1 protein-coding gene and 1 pseudogene are annotated in these 26,049 nt (G+C 74.9%); both read right to left on the bottom strand.

Annotation, left to right across the window (positions count from 1 at the left end):
- Positions 1–19: 19 nt before the first annotated feature.
- Positions 20–2,707, bottom strand: a pseudogene (locus OOZ19_RS30250) (type I polyketide synthase); the annotation flags it as partial.
- 29 nt (positions 2,708–2,736) lie between these two features.
- The gene (locus OOZ19_RS12430) at positions 2,737–26,049 is read right to left on the bottom strand and encodes a type I polyketide synthase (protein WP_266090248.1); all 23,313 of its coding nucleotides are present in this window, start codon (positions 26,047–26,049) and stop codon (positions 2,737–2,739) included.

Genomic DNA, 26,049 nt, shown 5'->3' with positions numbered 1-26,049 from the left:
TCCGCGAGCCCGTCACCGGCCAGAACCGCTCCCGCTGGAACGAATAGGTCGGCAAGTCCACCGTGGAGGCACCAGTGCCGGCGAAGAACGCCCGCCAGTCCACCGCCACGCCCGCCGCGTGCAGCTCGGCCAGTGCGTGCACCGCGGCCGGCTCCTCGTCGCGGTCGTCGCGCAGCACCGGCACCACGACCCGTGCCACGTCCTCGGTTTCGGACTCGGCCACGGTGGCGAGCGTGTCGTGCACCGACGAGGACAGCGTGCTGCCCGGCCCGACCTCCACGAACACCCGCACGCCCGAGGCTGCCAGCGTCCGCACACCGTCGCCGAAACGCACGGGCTCGCGCACCTGCGACACCCAGTACCCGGCCGTGGCCAGCTCGTCGGTCACGGTCGTGCCGGTGCGGGCGGAGACGACCGGGATCTCCGGGGGATGCCACGAGATGCCGGCCAGCGCGGCCCGCAGGTCGTCGAGCATCGGGTCCATCAGCGCCGAGTGGAACGCGTGGCTCACCGGCAGGCGCTTCGTCCGGTGACCGCGGGCCGACAGCTGTTCGCTGAGCTCGGTCACGGCGGCCAGTTCCCCGGACAGCACCAGGGCGTCCGGGCCGTTGACCGCCGCGACCGAAATCCGGTGTTCGTGACCGGCCAGCAGGTCGAGGACCTCGGCCTCGCCCGCACCGACCGCGACCATCGCACCGCCCGCGGGCAGGGCGCCCATCAGCCGGGCACGCGCGGACACCAGCACGCACGCGTCGGCCAGGGAGAGCACACCGGCCACGTGCGCTGCCGCGACTTCCCCGATGGAGTGCCCGAGCAGCAGGTCTGGCCGGACACCCCAGGACCGCAGCAGCCGGTACAGCGCCACCTCGACGGCGAACAACGCGGGCTGGGTCCACGCCGTGTCGTCCAGCCGGGCCTGGGCGGTGCCCCACACGACGTCGCGCAGCGGCGTGCCGAGGTGGCCGTCCAGTTCGGCGGCCACGGCGTCGAAGGCCTCGGCGAACACGCCGAACCGGCCGTGCAGTTCGCGGCCCATGCCGAGCCGCTGCGATCCCTGGCCGGAGAACACGAACGCGGTCCGCCCACCGGCCGACACACCCTCGACGACGTTGGCGTCGCGTCCACCCTCGGAGAGCGCCGCCAGCGACTCGGCCGCACCCGCGTGACCGGTGGCCAGCACGACCGCCCGGTGTTCGAAGGCCGACCGGGTGGTCGCCAGCGAGTAGCCGATGTCCAGCGGTGTCCCGGTGCCCGAACTGTCCACACGGGACGCGACGGCGACCGCCTGTGCGCGCAGTGCCTCGGCGCCGCGCCCGGACAGGACCAGCGGCACCACCCGGGGCACCACCGTGGCGGGCTCCGCGTCGGCGGGCTCGGTGGGGGCCTCCTCCAGCACGACGTGAGTGTTGGTGCCGCTGGCACCGAACGATGAGACCGCGGCGCGCGGCGGCCGGCCGGTCTCGGGCCACGGCGTGGGCTCGGTCAGCAGCGACACCGTCCCGGCCGACCAGTCGACGTGTGGCGAGGGCGTGCCTGCGTGCAGCGTCCGGGGCGCGATGCCGTGCCGCATCGCCATCACCATCTTGATGACCCCGGCCACCCCGGCCGCCGACTGGGTGTGGCCGATGTTCGACTTGAGCGAGCCGAGCAGCAGTGGTCGCTGCCGGTCCCTGCCGTAGGTGGCCAACAGCGACCGCGCCTCGATCGGGTCACCCAGTTTGGTCCCGGTTCCGTGCGCCTCCACCACGTCCACGTCCGCGGGCCCGAGCCGCGCGTCGGCGAGCGCGGCGGAGATGACCGCCCGCTGGGCGGGTCCGCTCGGGGCGGTCAGCCCGTTGGAGGCGCCGTCGGCGTTGACCGCCGACCCGGCGAGCAACGCGAGCACCCGGTGCCCGTTGCGCCGCGCGTCGGAAAGCCGTTCGACCGCGAGCATGCCGGCGCCCTCGGACCAGCCGGTGCCATCGGCTCCCTCGCCGAACGCCTTGCACCGCCCGTCCGGCGACAGCGCGCCCTGCACGGCGAACTCGACGAAGACGGCCGGGGTGGACATCACGGTGACCCCGCCGGCCAGCGCCAGCGAGCACTCCCCCGCGCGCAGCGCCCGGATCGCCAGGTGCAGCGCCACCAGCGAAGAGGAGCACCCGGTGTCCACCGACATGCTCGGCCCGCGCAGGCCGAAGGTGTAGGCGAGGCGGCCGGACAGCAGGCTGCCCGACTGGGCGGTCGACCACTCCATGCCGTACGTGGGGGCCCGGTAGTCGCCGGTGCCGCCGCCGACGAACACACCGGTGTCGCCGTCGCGCAGCGAGGCCGGGTCGATGCCGGCCCGCTCCATCGCCTCCCAGCCCACCTCCAGCAACAGCCGCTGCTGGGGGTCCATCACCAGGGCCTCGCGGGGCGAGATCCGGAAGACGCCCGGGTCGAAACCGGCGGCGTCGTCGAGGAAACCGCCCTCTCTCGGCACCACCGGGCCGCCCCGCTCCGGTCCGAACGCGTCCAGCGCGCTCAGGTCCCAGCCCCGGTCGCCCGGCATCGGGCCGATCGCGTCGACACCGTCGTCGACGAGCCGCCACAGGTCCTCGGGCGACCGGACGCCGCCGGGGTAGCGGCAGGCCATCCCGACGATCGCGATCGGTTCGGTCGCGGCCTCCGTGAGCTGCCGGTTGTGCTCGCGCAGGCTGTCGACCTGTTTGAGCGCGGCACGCAGTGCGCCGACGACCTGTTCGCTCGGTGCGGTCATTCCTGACCCCTTCCGTCGGGCTGGCCGGAGTTGCCGTCGAGATCGCCGTGCGCGGCGCGCACCAGGTCCTCGAGGTCCATCGAGTCGACGTCCCGGGAGCCGTTGCCCGACCCGTTCGCTCCGTTCGGTGTCTTCTCCCCGCTACCCCGGTCGGCGAGGGCCAGCAGTGGCTCCAGTACGCCGATGTCGCGCAGCGCGGTGAGCGGCACCGCGGCGAGTAGCGCACGCACGCGCTCCTCCTCGGCATCGGCTGCGGACTGACCGGGGACGAGCTGTTCGAGGAGGTGCTCGGTGAGCACCGCGGGCGTCGAGTGCTCGAACACGAGCGTTGCCGGCAGGTCGAGCCCGGTCACGGTGCCCAGCCGGTCCCGCAGGTCCACCGCGGCGAGCGAGTCGAACCCGAGGTCGGAGAACGCCCGGTCGGACTCGATCGAACCGGCACTGGCGTGGCCGAGCACGGTGGCGACCGCGTCCAGCACGATGCCGAGGACCACGCCGTTGCGTGCGGCGGCCGGTTGTGCCGCCAGGCGCCCGCGCAGTTCGTCGACGACCGCGTGCCGGTCCCGGCGGTCCCGTTCGGCGGCCTCCGCCGCCGCACGCGCCTCGGGCAGGCCGGTGAGCAGCGGACTCCGCCGCCCCGCGGTGAACGCCGGGACGAACCGGTCCCACACCACGTCGGCGACGATGACCGACGGCTCGTCTCCTGCCGCCACGCCACGGACCACCGGTAGGACCAGCTCGGGTGACATCGCGGGCAGTCCGCTCAGCCGCAGGTGGTTCTCCTGACCCACGTCGACCTGGTCCGCGCCGGCCCAGGCGCCCAGGGCGACGGCGGTGGCCCGCAGCCCCCTGGCGTGCCTGCGCAGCGCCAGCGCCTCCAGGTAGGCGCCGGCCGCCGCTTCGTCCCCGCGGTCGGCGGCACCCCAGACGCCGGCGACCGAACCGCACACGACGAACGCGTCGAGGTCCCGCTCGGCCAGCAGCGCGTCGATCCTGGCCGCGGTGGCGACCGGCGCGTTCTCCGCGGAATCCGGTGCCAGGACGACAGCGGTCAGGTCGGAGATCGTGTCGAGCAGTGCGGCCAGGTCGGCGTCGTCGGCCGCGACGGTGACCTCCACCCCGGTCACCGAACCGGCCAGGCCGGGGTCGGTGAGCACCAGGTGGCGGGTACCGGCTCCGGCCAGCCAGCCGAGCAGGTGCTCACCGACCGCCCCGCTGACCAGGACGGTCCCTTCCGGGGTCCACGGTTCGGCGGCCCGGCCGGGTTCGGCCCGGGTCAGCCTGCGGGCGAGCAGTCCTTCCCCGCGCACGGCGAGCTGGTCCTCGCCGAGTCCGGCCAGTGCTGCGGTGAACGCCGCGACCGCGGTGTCGTCGAGCGTCTCGGGCAGGTCGGCCAGGCCGCCCCAGCGGTCCGGATCCTCCAGCGCGCACACCCGTCCCGCTCCCCACACGGCTGCCGCCGAGGGGTCGGGCGGCGGATCAGCGGGGGTGGCCCGCACGGCGGCCCTGGTCACGCACCACAGCGGTGCGTCGATCCTGGCCCGCGTCATGGCCGCGAGGACTTCGGTGGGCTCCGAGGGCAGCAGCGACAGCACCCCGGCCGGCCCGGTTCCGGCGAGCAGGCCGGCGAGATCGGCGCCGGGTTGTACTTCGACCGGCCGCACGGTTCCCCGCGGCGCTTCGACCGCGGCACGCAGCCAGTCGTCGGTGGTCCAGCCGGCGGGCACCAGCGCCAGCCAGGTTCCAGTCAGCTCCACGTTCGCGGCGGTCTCCACGGGTTCCCAGGTGATCCGGTAGCGCCAGCGGTCCGCGGCGTCACGTTCCCTGCGCCCGCGCCGCCACGCGGACAACGCCGGGACGACCTCCGCGAGTGCCGCCCCGTCGACGTCCAAAGTGGACGACAGCGAGTCCAGGTCCGCCCGCTCGACCGCGGCCCAGAACCCGGCGTCCGCCGGATCGGCGGGCGCGGCGGCGCCAGCGGGAACGTCCGGCCAGAACCGGGTGCGCTGGAAGGCGTAGGTCGGAAGGTCCGCGGCAGGGCCGGTCCCGAAGAACGCGGACCACTCCACCGGCACGCCGCGGGCGTGCAGCCCGCCGAGCGCGGTGAGCAGGGTCGTCTCCTCGTCCCGGTCCCCGCGCAGCAACGGCACCGCGGTCACGTCCTCGGCGCTCTGCCTCGACAGCGCGCACAGCGCACCGTCAGGGCCGAGCCCGGCGAGGGTCCGCACGCCCGCGGCGCGCAGCGTTGCGACGCCGTCGGCGAAGCGCACGGCCTCCCGCGCCTGCCGGACCCAGTACTCAGGCGAGCACAGCTGCTCTCCGGTGGCCTGCTTCCCGGTGAGGTTGGAGATCACCGGGATGCGCGGCGGGTGGTAGGTCAGCCCGGAGGCGACCGCCCGCAGGTCGTCGAGCACCGGGTCCATCAGCGGGGAGTGGAACGCATGGCTGACCCGCAGCCGGGTGGTCCGCCTGCCGTCCGCGGTGAACCGGTCGGCGATTGCCCGCACGGCGTCCTCCGGTCCGGCCAGCACCACCGCCTCCGGTCCGTTGACCGCGGCGATCGACACCCGCTCGTCCAGCAGGCCGGCCAGCTCGTCCTCGCCCGCCCGCACCGCGACCATCGCCCCGCCTTCGGGCAGCGCCTGCATCAGCGCGGACCGGGCGGTCACCAGTGCGCAGGCGTCGGCGACCGAGAGCACACCGGCGACGTGCGCGGCGGCCAGTTCGCCCACCGAGTGACCGAGCAGGTGGTCGGGCCGCACGCCCCACGACTCCAGCAACCGGAACAACGCGACCTCAAGCGCGAACAGCGCCGGCTGTGCGTGGCCGGTCCGGTTCAGCACGTCGGGGTCCTGGCCCCACATGACGTCGCGCAAGCCGGGGTCCAGGTGGGCGAGCAGTTCGTCGAGCGCGTCGGCGAACACGTCGAACCGCTCGTACAGCCCGCGGCCCATGCCAGGGCGCTGCGAACCCTGCCCGGAGAACAGGAACGCCAGTCCCGCGCCGTCGCCAGCGGTGTCCCTGGCGACCTCGATCACCCCGTCCGCACCGTCCACACCGGACAGCAGGACCGCGCGCCGGGGCAGCGCGGCACGGCCGGTGGCCAGTGCGCGGCCGATGGCGGCCGGGCTCAGTTCCGGCCGTTCGGCGGCGAATGCGGTGAGGCGCCGCAACTGCGCGTCGAGCGCCTCGTCGGTGCGGCCGGAGACGACCCAGGGCACTGCGTTGAATCGCCCTCGCTCCGCCAGGTCGGGCACCTCCGGCAGGTGTCGTCCTTGCTCGCCGTCGCTCGCAGTGCGAACTCCGGCGGGTGGTGCTTGTTCGACGATCACGTGCGCGTTGGTGCCGCCGAGGCCGAAGGCGGAGACGCCGGCCCGCCACGGCCGTCCGGTGCCGGGCCAGTCCCGCTGCTCGGTCAGCAGCGCTATCCGGCCGGCCGACCAGTCGACGTGCGGGGAGGGCTCCTCGGCGTGCAGCGTGCGCGGCAACGTCCGGTGCCGCAGGGCCAGCACCATCTTGATCACTCCGGCGACACCGGCCGCGCCCTGCGTGTGGCCGATGTTCGACTTGACCGAGCCGAGCAGCAGCGGATCCTCGCGGTCCTTGCCGTAGACCTCCAGCAGGGCCTGCGCCTCGATGGGGTCGCCCAGCGTGGTGCCGGTTCCGTGCGCCTCGACCGCGTCGACGTCGGCCGCGGTGATACCGGCGTCGGCCAGCGCGGCGCGGATCACCCGCTGCTGGGCGAGGCCGTTCGGCGCGGTGAGGCCGTTGGACGCGCCGTCGGCGTTGACCGCGGACCCGCTGAGCACGGCGAGCACCGGCTGTCCGTCGCGCCGCGCGTCGGACAGCCGCCGCAACGCCAGCACGCCGACGCCCTCGGCCCACGCGGTGCCGTCGGCACCGGCGCCGAACGACTTGCACCGTCCGTCCGCCGCGAGACCGCCCTGCAGGCTGAACTCGACGAACGCGTCCGGGTTGGACATCACCGACACACCGCCAGCCAGCGCGAGCGAGCACTCCCCCGCCCGCAGCGCCCGCAGCGCCAGGTGCAGCGCGACAAGTGAGGCCGAGCAGGCGGTGTCCACAGTGACCGCAGGGCCTTCCAGCCCCAGCGCGTAAGCCAACCGTCCGGACATGACGCTGGCGGTGTTGCCGGTCGCCACGTAGCCGCCGACGCCGTCGCCCTCCGACGGGCCGGCCGCCGCGGCGGCCCGGCGCAGCACGTCCACGTAGTCCTGGCCGTTGGTGCCGACGAACACGCCGGTCTCGCTGCCGCGCAGCCCGGTCGGGTCGATGCCGGCGCGTTCCAGCGACTCCCACGCGGTTTCCAGCAGGAGCCGCTGCTGCGGGTCCATGGCCAGCGCCTCGCGGGGCGAGATGCCGAAGAAGTCGGCGTCGAAGTCGGCGACGCCGGGCAGGAATCCACCCCGCTGGGTGGCCGAGCGCTCGGCCAGCCCGGCGAGATCCCAGCCGCGGTCGGCCGGGAACGGGGTGATCCCGTCCCCGCCGTCGGCCAGCAGCCGCCACAGCTCCTCCGGCGAGCTGATTCCGCCGGGGAACCGGCAGCCGATACCGACGACCGCGATCGGCTCGGTCGTCGCACCGGACGTCCGGGCCGCGGGCGCGGGGGCGGGCTCCCCGGCCAGCTCGGTGGCGAGGAAGGCGGCCAGATCGCGGGGCGTCGGGTGGTCGAACACCAGCGAAGCGGGAAGGCGCAGCCCGGTCGCGGCGCTGAGCGCGTTGCGCAGCTCCAATGTGGTCAGCGAGTCGAAGCCGAGGTCGAGGAACGCGCGGTCGGCGTCGACCTCGGTGGCGTCGGCGTGGCCGAGCACCGCAGCCGCCTGGCCGCGCAGCAGGTCCAAGGCCTGCCGTTCCCGCTGGGCGGCGGGCAGGCCGGCCAGTTCCGGCAGCGGGCCGCTGTCGGCCACCACGGGGGCGGGGGCGGCTTCGGACAGGCCTGCGACCAGCGGGGCCGGTCTGGCCGCGGCGAACACGGGCACGAGGCGGGCCCAGTCGACGTCGGCGATGGTGGTCTCGGTGTCGCCGTGCCCGATCGCCTCGCCCAGCGCGGCGAGTGCGCGGTCCGGCATCAGCGGGGTGAGTCCGCCCCTGCGCATCCGGTCAGCGCCGGTTCCCGCGTCGGTGGCCATGCCGCCCTCAGCCCACGGGCCCCAGGCCACGGCGGTGGCCGGCAGTCCGCGTGTCCGCCGGTGGCGGGCCAGCGCGTCCAGCGCGGCGTTCGCTGCGGCGTAGTTGCCCTGTCCCGCGGCGCCGAGCGTCCCTGCGATCGAGGTGAACAGGACGAACGCGGCGAGGTCGATGCGGGAGGTCAGGTCGTGCAGGTTCGCGGCCGACTCCAGCTTGGACCGCAGGACGTTCCGGAACGCCGTGGGCGCCAGCCCGTCGAGCACCCCGTCCTCGACCACACCCGCCGCGTGGAACACGGCGGTGAGCGGCGCGTCGGCCGGAACGTCGGCGAGCACACCGGCGAGCGCGTCGCGGTCGGCGGCGTCGCAGGCGGCGACGGTGACCCGGGCGCCCAAGTCGGTGAGCTCGGTGACCAGGTCCCCGGCTCCGGGGGCGGCGTGACCGCGGCGGCTGGTCAGCACCAGGTGCTCGGCACCCGCGCCGGCCAGCCACCGGGCGAGGTGGCCGCCCAGTGCGCCGGTGCCGCCGACGACCAGCACGGTGCCGGACGGCCGGTAGCCGTCCCGGGGCGGGCCGGCTGGCAGCGGAGCGCGCACGAGTCGGCGCGCGAGCAGGCCGCGGGGGCCCACTGACACCTGGTCCTCGCCGCTGTCGCCGGTGAGCACCGCGGCGAGCCTGCGCAAGGCGTGCCGGTCGAGGTGACGGTCCTCGGCGGGCAGGTCGACCAGTCCACCCCAGGTCTCGGGGTGTTCGAGCGCGGCGACCCTGCCCAGTCCCCACACCGCGCCCGCCGCCGGGTCGAACCCGGCGTCGCGGGTCAGGCACCACAGCCGGGCACGCACCCCGGCGTCGCCGAGAGCCTGCAGGGCCGTCGTGGTCGCGGCCAGCGCGGTGTCCGCGTAGGCCGCGCCGAGGGCCAGCAGGGACAGGACACCCGCGAAGCCGGTGCCCAGTTCGCCCAGCCGCCCGGCGATCGCGTCCCGGTCGGGCTCGCCGACGACCAGCCGGACCGCCTCGCCGGCCACGGCGTCGAGCAGTCCGGTCAGCCAGGCGGGCTCGTCGGCGCCCTCGGGCAGCAGCACGAGCCACCGCCCGCCGGGAGCCGGCGGGGCGGGGAGGCTCAGCGGTCGCCAGTCGACCCGGTAGCGCAGCCCGTCCACGGCGGACCGTTCGCGCCGGTGCCGCCGCCACTGGGCCAGCGCCGGGACGACCTCGGCCAGCGCGGCGCCGTCGACGTCCAATGTGGACGCCAGTGACTCGACGTCGGCCCGTTCCACCGCGCCCCAGAAGTCCGTGTCCCGCTCGGGCTCCCCCGGTGCGGGCGGAGCCGGAGGCTCCGGCCAGAAGCGGTCCCGCCGGAACGGGTAGGTCGGCAGGTCGAGCGGACGGGTGCCGCTCCCGGCGAAGAAACCGGCCCAGTCCACGGTCACCCCGCGGGTGTGCAGCCCGGCCAGCGCGCCGAGCAGGACCTGCACCTCGGGCCGGTCGCGGCGCAGCACCGGGAGGAACCCGGCCCCGGACTCGGTGCCCGCCTCGGTCAGGTGCTCGACGGTCTCCCTGGCCAGGCCGGACAACGCGCCGTCGGCGCCCAGTTCGAGGAACGTGGTCACGCCCTTGCCGGACAGCCAGGACACGGCGTCGGCGAACCGGACGGGCCTGCGCACCTGGTTGACCCAGTAGTCCGGGTCGCACAGCTGCCCCGCCGTCGCCGGCTCGCCGGTCACCGTGGACACGACCGCCAGCTGCGGCTGCCGGTAGGTCACACTCCCGGCGACCGCGGCGTAGTCGTCGAGCATGGCGTCCATCAGCGGCGAGTGGAAGGCGTGGCTCACCGCGAGCCGCCGGGTCCGGTGCCCGCCGGCCGTGAGCCGGGCGGCGAGGTCCAGCGTCGCGTCCTCGTCGCCCGCCACGACCACCGAGGACGGCGCGTTGAGCGAGGCGATGGCGACCCGGTCGCCGTCGAGGTACGCGAGCACCTCCTGCTCGGTCGCGCGCACCGCCACCATCGCCCCGCCCCCGGGCAGGGCCTGCATCAACCGGGCACGCGCGGCGACCAGCGTGCACGCGTCGGGCAGGGACAGCACACCGGCGGCGTGCGCGGCGGCCAGCTCACCAATGGAGTGCCCCGCCAGGTAGTCCGGCCGCACGCCCCACGACTCGACGAGCCGGAACAGCGCCACCTCCAGCGCGAACAGCGCGGGCTGCGTGTAGCCGGTCCGGTCGAGCAGTTCGGCCTCGGCGCTGCCCGGCTCGGCGAAGAGGACCTCCCGCAGCGGGCGATCCAGCTCCGGATCGAGGTGGGCGAGCACCTCGTCCAGTGCCTCGGCGAACACGGCGAACCGGTCGTACAGCTCGCGGCCCATCCCTGGTCGCTGCGAGCCTTGCCCGCCGAACAGGAACGCGGTCCGCCCGCGCCCGGCCCGCGCGGTGATCAGGCCAGCCGCCGGGGAGCCGTCGCGCAGGGCGGTCAGCCGGTGCGCCAGCTCGTCGCGGTCGGCGGCCACGACCGCGGCTCGGTGCTCGAACGCGGACCGGGTGGTGGCCAGCGCGGCGGCGAGGTCGCCCAGCGGCACGCCGGCGTTGTCGTCCAGATAGGACAGCAGCTGGCCTGCCTGGGCACGCAGCGTGACCTCGTCGCGCGCGGAGGTCAGCACAGGCACCGGCAGCCGCTCTTCCGCGACTTCTTCGGCGGGCTCGGTCGGCGGCGCCTGTTCCAAGATCATGTGCGCGTTGGTGCCGCTGAGACCGAACGAGGACACGGCCGCGCGCCGCGGCCTGCCGGTCTCCGGCCATTCGGCGGGCTCGGTGAGCAGCTCGATCGACCCGGCCGCCCAGTCCACGTGCGTCGACGGGGTGTCCACGTGCAGGGTGCGGGGCAGCACACCGTGCCGCAGCGCCTGCACCATCTTGATCACGCTGGCGGCCCCGGATGCCATCTGGGTGTGGCCGATGTTCGACTTCACCGAACCCAGCAGCAACGGCCGCTCCCGGTCCTGGCCGTAGGTGGCCAGCAACGCCTGCGCCTCGATCGGATCACCCAGCGCCGTGCCGGTACCGTGCCCCTCCACAACGTCCACATCGGACGGCTCCAGCCCGCAAGCGGCGAGCCCCGCGGTGATGACCCGCTGCTGCGCGGGGCCGTTCGGGGCGGTGAGGCCGTTGGACGCGCCGTCCTGGTTGATGGCGCTGCCGCGCAGGACCGCCAGCACCTGGTGCCCGTTGCGGCGGGCGTCGGAGAGCCGTTCGAGCAAGACGAGTCCGACCCCTTCGGCCAGCGTCATCCCGTCGGCGGTGTCGGCGTAGGCCTTGCACCGGCCGTCCCTGGCCAGAGCGCGCTGGCGGCTGAACCCGATGAACGCGCCTGGCGTGGCCATGATGCTGACCCCGCCGGCGAGGGCGAGGTCGCTCTCTCCCGTGGCCAGCGACCGGGCGGCCAAGTGCAGCGCGACCAGCGACGACGAGCAGGCGGTGTCGAGCGTGATCGCCGGTCCTTCGAGACCGAACAGGTAGGCCAGCCTGCCGGAGAGCACGCTGGGCAGCGTGCCGGTGATCTGGTGGCCTTCCGCGTTGTCCACGGCGGACACGGCGGCGCCGTAGTCCTGGTAGCTGGCGCCGACGAAGGTGCCGGTCCGGCTGCCGCGCAGGTGGTGCGGGTCGATGCCGGCGCGTTCGAAGGCCTCCCAGGCGGTGGTCAGCAGCAACCGCTGCTGCGGGTCCATGAACAGCGCCTCACGCGGCGACACCCCGAAGAAGCCGGGGTCGAACTCGGCGGCGTCGTGCAGGAACCCGCCCTGCACCGAGTAGGTCCGCCCGGCGCGGTCCGGGTCGGGATCGTGCAGGTCCTCGGCCCGCCAGCCGCGATCGGCCGGGAACGGGGTGATCGCGTCCGTTCCCTCGCTGATCAGATCCCACAGTTGTTCCGGTGAACTCACCCCGCCCGGGTAACGGCAGCTCATCCCGACGATCGCGATCGGCTCACCGGCGGCGAACGCCCCGGGCGCCGGGGCGGTCACGACCGGCGTCGCCGCACCGGCCAGCTCGGCGAGCAGGAACTCGGCCAGCGCGACCGGGCTCGGGTGGTCGAACACCAGCGTGGCCGGCAGGGCGAGGCCGGTGCTGGCGGCGATCCGATTGCGCAGGTCGACGGCGGTCACCGAGTCGAAGCCGGCGTCGCGGAAGGCACCCCGCTCGGGCAGCGCCTCGGCGGAGCCGTGCCCGAGCACTACGGCCGCCTCGGCCCGTACCAGGTCCAGCACTTCGCGTTCCCGCTCGGCCGACGGCAGTTCACGCAGCCGCTCGGCCAGTTCACCCAGCCGCTCGGTCCGGGCGGGCGTCCGCCCGGCCTCGGCCAGCCCGCGCACGGCGGGGATCTCGGCGAACAGCCGGGTTTCCCGGGCCGCGGTGTAGACCGGGTGGTACTGCTCCCAGTCCACGTCGGCGACGGCGACCGTGGTCTCGTCACCGTCGAGGACCCGGCCGAAGGCGGTGAGCGCCAGCCCGGGGTCCATGAACTCCAGGCCGCTGCGGCGGATCTGGCTCGGGTCGACCCGGCCCAGTTCCAGGTCGTCCGCCCAGATCCCCCAGGACAGGGCGGTGGCGGACAGACCGCGGGCCCGGCGCCGCTCGGCCAGCGCGTGCAGGTAGGCGTTGCCCGCGACGTAGGCGGCGTGCTGCCCGGTGCCCCACATCCCGGCCACGGACGAGAACAGGACGAACGCGTCGAGGTCGTCGGCGTCGAACGCGGCATCCAGGTTGCGGGCACCGGCGACCTTCGCGTCCAGGACACGGGCGAAGGCACGCGGGTCGGAGTCGTCGATGGTTGCCAGCTCGATCACCGCGGCGGCGTGGATGACCGTGCGGATCTCGTGGCCGTCGGCACGCAACCGGTCGCGCAGCGCCGCGACGGCCGCCGGGTCGATGACGTCGCACGCGACCACCTCGGCCACCGTGCCGAGCATTTCCAGCTCGGCCACCAGTTCCACGGCCCGCGGCGAGTCCGGGCCGCGCCTGCCGAGCAGCACGAGCCGCTCGGCGCCGCGACCGGCGAGCCAGCGGGCGACGTGCGGGCCCAGTGTGCCCGTGCCGCCGGTGATCAGCGTGGTGCCGCGCGGCGTCCACCGCCGGACGGCTGACGGGGCCTGGGCGGGCAGCACGCGCCGGGCGAGCAGGCCGGTGTCGCGCACGGCGAGCTGGTCCTCCCCGGCGGTGCCGGCGAGCGCGGTGGCCAGCCGCCGCGCGGCCACCGGGCCGAGTTCGGCGGGCAGGTCGATCACGCCGCCCCAGCGCTCCGGGTGCTCCAGCGCCGCGGTCCAGGCGAGGCCGTGCACCATGGCCTGCACCGGGTTGGTCACCTCGTCGGACCGGCCGGTCGACACGGCACCACGGGTCAGGCACCACAGGGGTGCCCCGATCCCGGCGTCGCCGAGCGCCTGCACGAGCGCGATCGTCGTGGCGAGCCCGGCGGGCAGCGCGGGGTGGTGCGAACCCGGCCGCTCGTCGAAGCCCAGCAGCGAGACGATCCCCGCGGCCTCGGTTCCGGCCAGCCGCTCGGCGAGTGCCTCGCGGTCGGCCTCGCCGGCCGCCAGGCGCAGCACCTCGGCGCCGTGTCCGGTGAGCGCGGCCTCGACGTCGGCACCGTCGACGCCCTCCGGGGTGATCAGCAGCCAGGTACCGGCCAGCGTGGCCGCCGGGCCGGCCGCCACCGGGGTCCAGCCGACCCGGTAGCGCCACGAGTCCACTGCGGACTCGGTGGCTCGGTCACGGCGCCAGGCCGACAGCGCGGGCAGCACGGCGGCCAGTGCTTCCTCGTCGACCCGCAGGTCGGCGGCGAGCGTGGCGGGGTCGGCCTCCTCGATGGCCGTCCACGTGCCGTCGTCGGCCGAGGCGGCGCCCTCGGACGACGGTGGCATGACCCAGTAGGAGTCGTGCTGGAACGCGTAGGTCGGCAGGTCCAGCACCCGGCCGCCGGCCGCCACGGGGGCCCAATCGACCGGGACACCGCGGACGAACACCTCCGCCAGCGAGGTCAGCGCGCGGTCGAGGCCGCCGTCGTCGCGGCGCAGCGTCCCTGCGACCACGACCGGCTCGCCCGCGCGGAGCTGGCCGTCGGCGGTCTCCTGCACGGCGAACGTCAGCACGGGGTGCGGGCTCACCTCGACGAAGGCGCGGTGCCCGGCGGCGAGCAGAGCGCGGATCGCCGACTCGAACTCCACCGTCCGGCGCAGGTTGCGGTACCAGTACCCGGCGTCCATCCCGGTGGTGTCCAGCAGGTCACCGGTCAGGGTGGAGTAGAGCGGAACCCCGGCCGCCACCGGCTTCAGCGGGGCCAGCTCCGCGAGCAGTTCCTCCTCCAGCCCGTCCACCTGCGCCGAGTGCGAGGCGTAGTCCACCGCGACCCGCCGCACCCGCACCTCGGCCGCGGACAGCTCGGCGAACAGGGCGTCCAGCGCCTCGGGCGCACCCGACACGACCACCGAGCCGGGGCTGTTCACCGCGGCCACCGAAACCTGGTCGCCGTACGGCCGCAGCCGGTCCTCGGCCTCGGCCACCGGCAACGCGACCGACATCATCCCGCCGGCCCCGGCGAGCCGGCGCGCGATGGCCTGGCTGCGCAGCGCCACGACCCGCGCACCGTCCTCAAGGGACAGTGCACCGGCGACGACGGCGGCGGCGATCTCACCCTGGGAGTGCCCGACGACCGCGTCGGGCCGCACACCGTGGGAACGCCACAGCTCGGCCAGGGAGACCATCACCGCGAACGACGCCGGCTGCACCACGTCCACCCGGTCCAGCGTTGGGGCGTCCCCGTTCTGACGCAGGACGTCCTCCAGGGACCAGTCCACGAACTCGCTCAGCGCCGCCGCGCACTCGGCGATCCGCTCGGCGAACACCGGCGATTCGGTCAGCAGTCTTGCGCCCATCCCGGCCCACTGGGCGCCCTGGCCGGGAAAGACGAACACGGTCGGGCCGTCGATGTCGGCGGTTCCGGTGACGACCCCCGGGCCGGGGCCGTCGCCCGCCAGCCCGGCCAGTCCCCCGGCCAGCTCCGTCCCCGAGGCGCCGAGCACGACGGCCCGGTTCTCGAACAGCGAGCGAGTGGTAACCAGCGAATGGGCGACGTCGAGCGGATCCGGTCGCCGGCTGTCCACGAAGGACAGGAGTGCCGATGCCTGTGCGCGCGACGCGGCCGGGCCACGCCCGGACAGCACCCAGGGGACGACGACCGGGTCGGCGGACGGTGGCGGTGCGGACGGCTCGGCGGGTGGGGCCTCCTCCAGGATCAGGTGGGCGTTGGTGCCGCTGATGCCGAACGAGGAGACCGCGCACCGCCGCGTCCGGTCACCCGCGGGCCAGGCGACCGGCTCGGCGAGCAGTGTAACCGTGCCGTCGCTCCAGTCGATGTGCGAGGAAGGACGGTCGGCGTGCAGGGTGCTGGGCAGGATGCCGCGGCGCAGCGCCATCACCATCTTGATCACGCTCGCCACCCCGGCCGCGGACTGGGTGTGGCCGATGTTGGACTTGATCGACCCGAGCCACAGCGGCCGACGTGGATCGCGGTCGGCCCCGTAGGTCGCCTGAAGCGCGCCCGCCTCGATGGGGTCACCGAGCGCGGTGCCCGTCCCGTGCGCCTCCACCGCGTCGATGTCGGCCGTGGACAGGTGGGCGTTCGCCAGCGCCTGCCGGATGACCCGCTGCTGGGACTGGCCGTTGGGCGCGGTGAGGCCGTTGGAGGCGCCGTCGGAGTTGATCGCCGCACCCCGGACGAGTGCCAGCACCGGATGGCCGTTGCGCCGCGCGTCGGACAACCGCTCCAGCACGACGATGCCGACGCCCTCGGACAGCGCCATGCCGTCGGCGTCGTCGGAGAACGCCTTCGACCGGCCGTCGACGGCGAGTGCGCGCTGGCGACTGAAGGCGACGAACGGGTCGGGTGTCGTCGTCACGGTCACGCCGCCCGCGACGGCGAGCGAGGTCTCCCCGTCCCGCAGTGACCGGGCGGCCGAGTCCAGGGCCACCAGCGAGGAGGAACACGCCGTGTCCACGGTGACCGCGGGCCCGCGCAAGCCGAACACGTAGGCCAGCCGGCCGGACAGCACGCTCGGGATCGTGCCGGTGATCCCGTGTCCCTCGCCGCCCTCACCGCCGCCGCCCCCGCCGTACGGGGCATAGCTGGAACCGATGAAGGTGCCGGTCTGGCTGTCGCGCAGGGAGGCGGGGTCGATACCGGCCCGCTCGAAACACTCCCAGGTGGTCTCCAGCAACAGGCGCTGCTGGGGCTCCATGGCCAGTGCCTCACGCGGGGAGATGCCGAAGAACCCGGGGTCGAACCGGTCGGCGTCGTGCACGAAACCACCGCGGGTGGTGTAGGTGGCGCCAGGACGGTCCGGGTCGGGGTCGTAGACGTACCCGCCCTGCCAGCCACGGCCGGCCGGAAACTCGGAGGTGGCGTCGACACCGTCCGCGACCAGGCCCCACAGTTGCTCGGGCGTGCGGACGTCGCCCGGGAAGCGGCAGCTCATCGCGACGATCGCGATCGGGTCGTCGGACGCCGGGGCGGCGGCGACCGGCTCGGTCGCCGCGTGGCTCGCTCCGAGCAGCTCGGTGCGCAGGAAACGGGCCAGCGTCAGCGGGTCCGGGTGGTCGAACACCAGCGTGGCGGGCAGCGGCCTGCCGGTCAGCGCGCGCAGCCGTCCGCGCAGCTCGACCGCGGTCAGCGAGTCGAAACCGACGTCGCGGAACGCGCGCCGCTCGGGCAACCCGTCCGGCCGGTCGTGGCCGAGCACCGCCGCCGCCTCCTCCCGCACCACACCGACCAGCAGTCGCTCCTGCTCCGCCTCGGTCAACCCGGCCAGCCTGCCGGCGAGCTCGGACGTGGCACCGGGCACCTGCTCCTCGGCCAATGCGGCCACCTCGGGCAGGTCGCCGATCAGCGGGCTGGGCCGGGCCGCCGTGAAGACCGGCGCGTAGCGGGCCCAGTCGAACTCGGCGACGGTGACCGTGGCCTCGCGCCGCGCCACCGCCTGCCACAGCGCCGCCAGCGCGGTCGCCGGTGACAGCTCGACCAGCCCGCGCCGGGTGAGCTCACCGGAGATCGCACCCTCGGTGGCCATCCCGGCCTCGGCCCACGGACCGAAGGCGACCGATGTCGCGACGAGGCCCCTGGCCCGCCGGTGCTCGGCCAGTGCGTCCAGGTAGGCGTTGGCCGCCCCGTAGCCGGCGTGCGCGGCGCTGCCGAGCACCCCGGCGATCGAGCCGAACAACACGAACAGGTCCAGCTCGCGGTCACCGAGCAGGGCTTCCAGGTTGGCCGCGCCGACCGCCTTGGCCGACAGGTCGGCGGCCAAGTCGGCCAGCTCGGTGTCGGTGAGCGGCCGGAGTTCGCTGACGCCTGCGGCGTGCACGACGCCGGTCAGCTCCCCGGTGGGAACGGCGTCGAGCACGGCTCGCAGTGCCTCGCGGTCGGCGACGTCGCACCTGACGACGTCCACTTCTGCACCCAGCTCGGCCAGTTCGGCGCTCAGCTCGGCCACGCCGGGGGCGTCCGGACCGCGTCGGCTGGTGAGCACCAGACGCCGCGCCCCGGCTCCGGCGAGCCAGCGGGCGACCTCGGAACCGAGCCCGCCGGTGCCGCCGGTGATAAGCACGGTTCCGCGCGCGACCGGGGCGGTGGCGGGTTCGGTGGCCGGGTGGTGGACCAGGCGGCGGCCGAACACGGCGGGCGTGCGCATCGCGACCTGGTCCTCGCCGTCGCGGCCGGCCAGCACGCCTAGCAGCCGGGTGGCGTCCGCGGGATCGGGTACGGGCGGCAGGTCGACCAGACCGCCCCACCGGCGCGGGTGTTCCAGCGCCGCCGCGCGTCCCAGCCCCCACACCGCCGCCTGATGCGGTGCCGGCGCCGGGTCGTCCGGCCCGGTGCGCACCGCACCGCGCGTCACCGTCCACAGTGGAGTTTCGAGATCGGTCGCGGCGAGCGTGCGGATCAGGGCCGCCGTCGCGGCCAGCCCGACCGTCAACTCCGGGTGCTCGGGGTGCGGTCGCTCATCGAGCGCGACCGCGGACAGCACGCCGGTCACGTCCTCGGTCAGCAGCTCCCCCACGGTCGCCGGGTCTGCCTCGCGGACCTCGGCACCGTGCGCACGCACCGCATCGGCCAGCCAGGTGCGCACCTCGGCGGTGTGCTCGGTACCGACGAGCAACCAGGTGCCGCCCAGCCGGGGTGCGGCCGGCACTCGCACGGACCGCCAGGTGACCTGGTACCGCGACGCGTCGGCCGGGCCGAGGGCCGGGAGGGCACGCGGCCAGAAGACCTCGCGCTGGAAGGGGTAGGTGGGCAGGCTCAGCACCCTGGCACCGGAACCGGCGAAGTAGTCGGCCCAGTCCACCGCGGCACCACGCACGTGCAACCGGGCCAGCGCGCCGGTCAGTGCGGACTCCTCGTCCCGGTCGGGCCGCAGGCTCGCCACGACGGTGACGTCCTCGCCGAGGGTGTCAGCGGTCATGGCGGATAGTGCCCCGCCGGGGCCGAGTTCGACGAAGGTGTCGGCGCCCAGCTCGGCCAGCGTGGTGACGGCGTCGGCGAAGCGGACGGTCCGGCGGGCGTGCTCGACCCAGTACTCCGGTGAGCACAGCTGCTCGTCGGTGGCGAGGGCACCGGTCAGCGTGGAGACGACGGGCAGTACCGGCGGGGAGTAGTTCAGCCCCGCGGCGATCTCGCGCAGGTCCGCGAGCACGTCGTCCATGCGCGGTGAGTGGAAGGCGTGACTGACCGCGAGGGCCCTGGTCCTGCGTCCCCGTACGGCGAACAGCTCCGCGAGCGCGGTCACCGGCTCCTCGTCGCCGGACACCACCACGGCGTGCGGGCCGTTGACCGCGGCGAGTTCCACGCCGTCGCCCAGCTCGGGCCGCACCTCGGCCTCGGTGGCCTCCACCGCCACCATCGCGCCACCGGCGGGCAGCGCTTGCATGAGCCTGCCGCGGGCGGCGACGAGCGTGGCCGCGTCCTCGACGGTCAGCACACCGGCGACGTGGGCGGCGGCCAGCTCACCGACCGAGTGACCCACGAGGTGACCGGGCCGGATCCCCCACGCCTCCAGCTGCCGGAACAGCGCCACTTCCAGCGCGAACAGGGCGGGCTGGGTCCAGTAGGTCTCGTTGATCAGCTCGTCGCCGCCGAACACGACGTCGGCGAGCGGGGCATCCAGGTGCGGAGCCAGCGCGTCCGCGACGGTGTCGAACGCCGCGGCGAAGACGGGGAACCGCCGGTAGAGCTCCCTGCCCATGCCGGGCCGCTGGCTGCCCTGACCGGCGAACAACATCGCCGGCCTGTCACCGGGGACCGCCTCGTCGCGCACCACCGCGGCATCCGGGCGGTCGTCGGCGAGTGCACCGAGCGCGCGGCGCAGGACCTCGGGGTCACCGGTCACCACGGCGGCGCGGTGTTCAAACCGGGGACGGGTGGTCGCCAGCGAGAAGGCGAGGTCGGCCAGCCCGGCGTCGGCGAGCGGCAGCAGCCGGGCGGCCTGATCGCGCAGCGCATCGGGCGTCCGGCCGGAGAGCACCAGCGGCACCACGTGCCGCGGCTGTTCCGGCTCGGTGGGCTCGGGCTCGGTTTCGGGCAGCACCTCCAGGATCGTGTGCGCGTTGGTGCCGCTGAACCCGAACGAGGACACCGCGGCACGCCGTGGCCTGCCCGCGTCGGGCCACGCGGTCGGCTCGGTCACCAAGTCGACCGCACCCGCCGCCCAGTCCACCTGGCTGGAGGCGGTGCTCGCGTGCAGCGTCGGCGGAACTTCGCCGTGCCGCATCGCGAGCACCATCTTGATCACGCCGGCGACCCCGGCCGCGGCCTGCGTGTGGCCCAGATTCGACTTCACCGAACCCAGCAGCAACGGCCGCTCCCGGTCCTGGCCGTAGGTGGCCAGCAACGCCTGCGCCTCGATCGGATCACCCAGCGCCGTGCCGGTACCGTGCCCCTCCACAACGTCCACATCGGACGGTTCGAGCCCGCAGGCGGCGAGAGCCTGCCGGATCACCCGCTGCTGGGACAGCCCGTTGGGCGCGGTCAGCCCGTTTGACGCACCGTCCGAGTTCACCGCGGAACCCCGCACCACGGCGAGGATCCGGTGCCCGTTGCGCTCGGCGTCGGACCGCCGCTCCAGCGCCAGCACGCCGACGCCCTCCGCCCAGCCGACACCGTCGGCGGCGTCGGAGTACGCCTTGCACCGGCCGTCCGCGGACAGGCCGCGCTGCCGGGAGAACTCCACGAACGCCCCGGGCGTCGACATCACCGTCACGCCACCGGCCAGCGCCAGCGAACACTCCCCGGCGCGCAGCGCCTGGACGGCCCAGTGCATCGCGACCAGCGACGATGAACACGCGGTGTCCACGGTGACCGACGGCCCCTCCAGGCCGAGCACGTAGGACACCCGTCCGGACACGACGCTCGACGACGTCCCGGTGCCGACGTGGCCCTCGAACTCCCCGCCGCTGAGCAGGGCGCTGTAGTCGGCGTACATGACGCCGGCGAACACCCCGGTCCGGCTGCCGCGCAGGCGGTGCGGGTCGATGCCAGCGCGTTCGACCGCCTCCCACGACGCCTCCAGCAGCAGCCGCTGCTGGGCGTCGGTGGCCAGCGCCTCACGCGGGCTCATGCCGAAGAACGCCGGATCGAACTCACCAGCGTCGTGCAGGAACCCGCCGGAGCGGGTGTAGGACGTGCCGGTGTGCTCGGGGTCCGAGTGGTAGAGCGCGTCGAGATCCCAGCCGCGGTCGACCGGGAACCCGGTGATGGCGTCGCGCCCCTCGCTGACCAGCCGCCACAGTTCCTCGGGCGAGCGCACGCCGCCCGGGTAGTGGCAGCTCATCCCGACGATCACGATCGGGTCGCCGGCATCGGCGGTACCGGTCGCGGTGACCGGGGTGGCGGGGCCCGTGCCGGTCAGTTCGGCCAGCACGTGGTCGGCGAGCGCGGCCACGGTCGGGTAGTCGAAGACCAGGGTTGCCGGCAGCCGCAGGCCGGTGGCGGCCACCAGCCGGTTGCGCAGTTCGACGGCGGTCAGCGAGTCGAACCCGAGGTCCGCCATGGCGCGGTCCGGGTCGACCGCGCGCGGGTCGGGGTGCCCGAGCACCGCAGCTGCCTCCTCGCGGACCACGTCGAGCACGGCATCGCGGTGCCGGGCCGGGTCGAGCCGGGCGAGCCGGTGCACGAGCTCGGCACCGGCTCCGGAACCGGTGGCCGCCGCGCGGCGGGCCGGACCGCGGACGAGACCACGCAGCACGGCGGGGAGCGCGTCGGTGGACCGGGTCGCGGCGAGGTCGAACCGCACCGGTGCGATCACCGGCTCGCCGCAGGCCAGCGCGGCGTCGAACAGCTGGACACCGCGGGCAACCGACAACGGGGGCGTGCCGAGGCGGCGCAGCCGCTGCCCGCTCACCTCGTCGAGCCGGGCGGTCATCCCGGCTTCGTCCGTCCACGGACCCCAGGCGAGCGACGTGCCGGGCAGCCCCTCGGCGCGGCGGCGAACCGCCAGTGCGTCCAGGAAGGCGTTCCCGGCGGCGTAGTTGCCCTGCCCCGCGGCACCGACCAGGCCAGCCACCGAGGAGTACATCACGAACGCCGACAGCTCCAGGTGGCTGGTCAGTTCGTGCAGATGCCATGCCGCGTCGACCTTGGGCCGCAGCACCGCGGCGAGCGCCTCCGGGGTGAGCGAGGAGACCACGCCGTCGGCGAGCACCCCGGCCGCGTGCACGACGCCGGTCACCGGTCGCCACGCCGGAACGGCGGAGAGCGCGTCGGCGAGCGCGACCCGGTCGGTGACGTCGCAGGTGACCAGCTCGGGCTCCGCGCCGAGCGCCCGCAGCTCGGCCGCGAGTTCGGCCGCGCCGGGCGCGGCCACTCCCCTGCGGCTGAGCAGGAGCAGGTGCCGCACACCGTGGCGGGCGGCGAGGTGCCGGGCCAGGATGACGCCGAGTCCGGTGGTACCCCCGGTGATCACGACCGTGCCCGCGTCCGCCCACGGGGAGGCCCCGGTTTCCGTCCCACCGGCGTGGACGCGGGTCAGCCGCGGGGCCAGCGGGGTGCCCGCGCGGATCGCGAGTTGTGGTTCGGCGATGCCGAACGCACCGGGGATCCAGCCGGCGTGGTCGTCGTTGCCGGGGTCGAGGTCGAGCAGGCCGAACCGGCCGGGGTGCTCGGCCTGCGCCGCGCGGACCAGGCCCCACACCGCGGCGCCGGCCGGGTCCGGCTCCTCGTCCCCCGCGGGCACGGCACCGCGGGTGAGGAACACCAGGCGGATGCTGGAAAAGCGCTCGTCGGCCAGCCAGTCCTGGATCCGGGACAGCGCCCCGGCGGTCAGTCCGTGGGCGGCGGTGACCCGGTCACCGTCGGCTGCGACCGGGCACAGCACCACCTCGGGTGCGGGACCGGCGGCCAGTGCGTCCAGGTCGGCGTAGGTCGCGCAGTCGGCGCCTGCGGCGAGCCCGACGGGGTCGGGGCCGAGCACGACCACCGGACCGGTGGCCGGTTCGGCCGGAACCTCCACCCAGTCGAGGCGGAACAGGTCGCGCTCCGGCGGCGCGCTCGCCGGGGCGCCGTCGGGCGCCCGCAGCAGCAACGAGCCGATCGAGAGCACCGGTGCCCCGGTGGGGTCGCTGAGTTCGACCGTGACCGCGTCACCGACCGGGGTCAGCCGGACCCGGGCGACCCGGGCTCCGCCCGCGTGCAGCCGCACGTCCTCCCAGGCGAACGGCAGTCCGCCCCGCACCCCGCCGGCCAGCGCGGCGGTCTGCAGAGCTGCGTCCAGCAACGCCGGGTGCACCCCGAACGCCGCGGCGTCCTCGGCCACGGGGGCGGGCAGGGCGACCTCGGCGAATACCTCCGCGTCCCGCCGCCAGGCCGCGGTCAGGCCTTGGAAGGCCGGGCCGTAGTCGAAGCCCTCCTCGGCCAGACCGTCGTAGAGACCGGTCAGGTCTACCGGCTCGGCATCCTCCGGCGGCCACTGCGCGCCGTCCGACTCCGCGACCGGGCCTCCGGTCGCGAGGACGCCGGTGGCGTGCCGGGTCCACTCGTGGTCGTCGGCATCGTCGGGGCGGGAGAAGATGCCCAGCGCGCGCTCGCCGTCCGCGTCCGGCGGGCCGACCCACACCTGCACCTGGGTCCCGCCCTCGGCGGGCAGGTGCAGCGGCAGGGTCGTGGTCAGCTCCGCCACGCGGTCGCAGCCGACCTCGTCGCCCGCCCGGACCGCCAGCTCCAGCATGGCCGCGCCGGGCAGCAGCACCGAGCCTCCGACCACATGGTCGGCGAGCCAGGGTTGTCTCCGCGGCGACAGCCGTCCGGTGAGCAGCGTGCCCTCCGAGCCCGCCACCGACACCGCGGCCGACAGCAGCGGGTGGTCGGCGGCGCCGAGGCCGGCGGCCCGCATGTCTCCGAAGGCCCGGACACCGTCGCGGGGCCAGAACCTGCGGCGCTGGAACGGGTAGGTCGGCAGGTCCACAGTGGACGCGCCGGTTCCGGCGAAGTAGGCGTCCCAGCGGACCGGCACGCCCCTGGTGTGCAGGCTTGCCGCTGCCGCGCTGATCGTCTCCACCTCGTTGCGCTCGGGCCGCAGCGCCGGTACGACGGTGACGTCCTCGCTCAGGCAGTTCCGGGTGAGGGTGGCGAGCGTGCCGTCCGGGCCCAGCTCCAGGTAGGTGTCGGCCCCGTGGTCGTGCAGCCAGCCCGTGGCGTCGGCGAACCGCACCGTCGCACGGACGTGCTCGGTCCAGTGCTCCGCCGACGTGAGTTGCTCCACCGTCGCGGGCAGGCCGGTCAGCGTGGACACCACCGGAATCAGCGGTTCGCGTGGCGACAACCCGGCGACCACGCGCCGGAACTCGGCCAGCATGGGGCCCATGTGCGGGGAGTGGAACGCGTGCGAGACGTGCAGCCGCCTGGTACGCCGGCCCACTCCCGCGAGGTGTCCGGCGATCTCGGTGACCGCGTCCTCGTCGCCGGACAGCACCACCGACTCCGGCCCGTTGACCGCGGCGAGCCCGACCCGGCCGCCGTGTCCGTCGAGCAGCGGCAGGACCTCGGCCTCGGACGCGTCGACCGCGACCATGGCGCCGCCCGCGGGCAGCGCGTGCATCAGGCGACCGCGTGCGGCGACCAGCGTCGCGGCGTCGGGCAGCGACAGCACTCCCGCGACGTGCGCGGCGGTCACCTCGCCGATCGAGTGCCCGGCGACGAAGTCCGGGACGATCCCCCACGACTCGACCAGCCGGTACAGCGCGGTCTCGACCGCGAACAACGCGGGCTGCGCGTGCACGGTGTGCGCCAGTTCCCCGGCGTCGGTGCCCCAGAGCACTTCGCGCAGTGGGACGTCCAGGTGCCTGTCCAGTTCGGTCAGTACCGCCTCCAGCGCCTCGGCGAACACGCCGAACCGCCGGTACAGCTCGCGGCCCATGCCGAGCCGCTGCGTGCCTTGGCCCGCGAACAGCACGGCGAGCCGGGGACGGCCGCGGACCACGCCCTCGGCGAGTCCGCTCGCCGGACGGCCCTCGGCGATGGCGGCCAGCCCAGCGAGCGCGGACTCCCGGTCCGCCGCGACCACCGCCGCGCGGTGCTCCAACCCCGCGCGGGAGCCGGCCAGCGAGCAGGCCAGGTCGGTCAGTTCCAGACCAGGGCGCTCTTCCACAGCGGACAGCAGGTCGGCAGCCCTGGCACGCAGGGCGTCCCCGCCCCGCGCCGAAATCAGCAGGGGCACCGGACCGGAGAGCGTCTCCCGCTCCGCGGGCTGCTCGTCGGCCTGCTCCACGATGACGTGGGCGTTCGTACCGCTGAGCCCGAACGACGACACCCCGGCCCGGCGTGGCTGACCGGTCTCCGGCCACGGCTCGTTCTCGGTGAGCAGCCGGACGGTGCCTGCGGACCAGTCCACATGGGACGTCGGACGGTCGACGTGCAGGGTCTTCGGCAGAACCCCGTTGCGCATCGCCATGACCATCTTGATGATCCCGGCGACCCCGGCCGCCGCCTGGGTGTGGCTGATGTTCGACTTCACCGACCCCAGCAGCAGCGGCCGATCCGGGTCACGGGTGCGGCCGTAGGCCGCCAGCAGCGCCTCGGCCTCCACCGGGTCGCCCAGCGGGGTGGCGCTGCCGTGCGCCTCGACGGCGTCCACCTGGTCCGCGGCCAGCCGCGCGTCGACCAGTGCCTGCTCGATCACCCGCTCCTGGGACGGACCGTTGGGCGCGGTCAGCCCGTTCGACGCGCCGTCGGAGTTGATCGCCGAGCCACGCAGCACGGCCAGCACGTGGTGACCGTTGCGCCGTGCCTCGGACAACCGCTCCAGCACCAGTACGCCGACGCCCTCGGCAAGGCCGGTGCCGTTGGCCGAGTCGGCGAACGACCGGCAGTGGCCGTCGGCGGCCAGCCCGCCCTGGCGGCTGAACTCGGAGAAGGTCAGCGGGCTGGGCAGCACCGTCACGCCGCCGGCCAGCGCCAGCGAGCACTCGCCCGCCCGCAGGGCCCGCGCCGCCAGGTGCAGTGCCACCAGCGAGGACGAACAGGCCGTGTCCACGGTCAGCACCGGGCCGACCAGGCCGAGCACGTAGGCCACGCGTCCGGAGAGGACACTGCTAGTCGTCGCGGTGAGGCCGTAGCCCTCGGCGTTGTCGTCCGGACCGGCCCAGTAGTCCTGCGGGATGGCGCCGACGAACACACCGGTCTGGCTGCCCCGGATCGCCAGCGGATCGATCCCGGCCCGTTCCAGCGCCTCCCACGTCGTCTCCAGCAGCACCCGCTGCTGGGGGTCCATCGCCAGCGCCTCGCGCGGCGAGATGCCGAAGAAGTCGGCGTCGAACGTGGTGGCGTCGTGCAAGAAACCGCCGGACAGCGACGCCGAGGACTCCAGCGACTCGACCGACCAGCCGCGGTCGTCCGGCATCCCGGTGATGCCGTGCTCGCCCGCTTCCACCATGCGCCACAGGTCATCGGGGCTCGCGGCCCCGCCGGGGAAGCGGCAGCCCATCCCGACGATCGCGATGGGCTCGTGCGCGGCCGATTCCAGCTCCTGCAGGCGTGACCTGGTCCTGCGCAGATCGGCACTCGCCCGCCGCAGGTAGTCCCGGAGGCGTTCCTCGTTGCTCGCGGCCGGTGTGCCGCCTGCGGTGTCGCGCGTCAT

This window comes from Saccharopolyspora sp. NFXS83 (assembly GCF_026241095.1).
In the GTDB taxonomy this organism is placed as follows: domain Bacteria; phylum Actinomycetota; class Actinomycetes; order Mycobacteriales; family Pseudonocardiaceae; genus Saccharopolyspora_C.
Note: the sequence above shows the minus strand (reverse complement) of the source record. Positions and strands in the feature narration are given on the sequence as shown.

Coding starts and splice junctions, on each gene's coding strand:
- OOZ19_RS12430 (WP_266090248.1), bottom strand. CDS start 26,049: ATGACGCGCGACACCGCAGGCGGCACACCGGCCGCGAGCAACGAGGAA.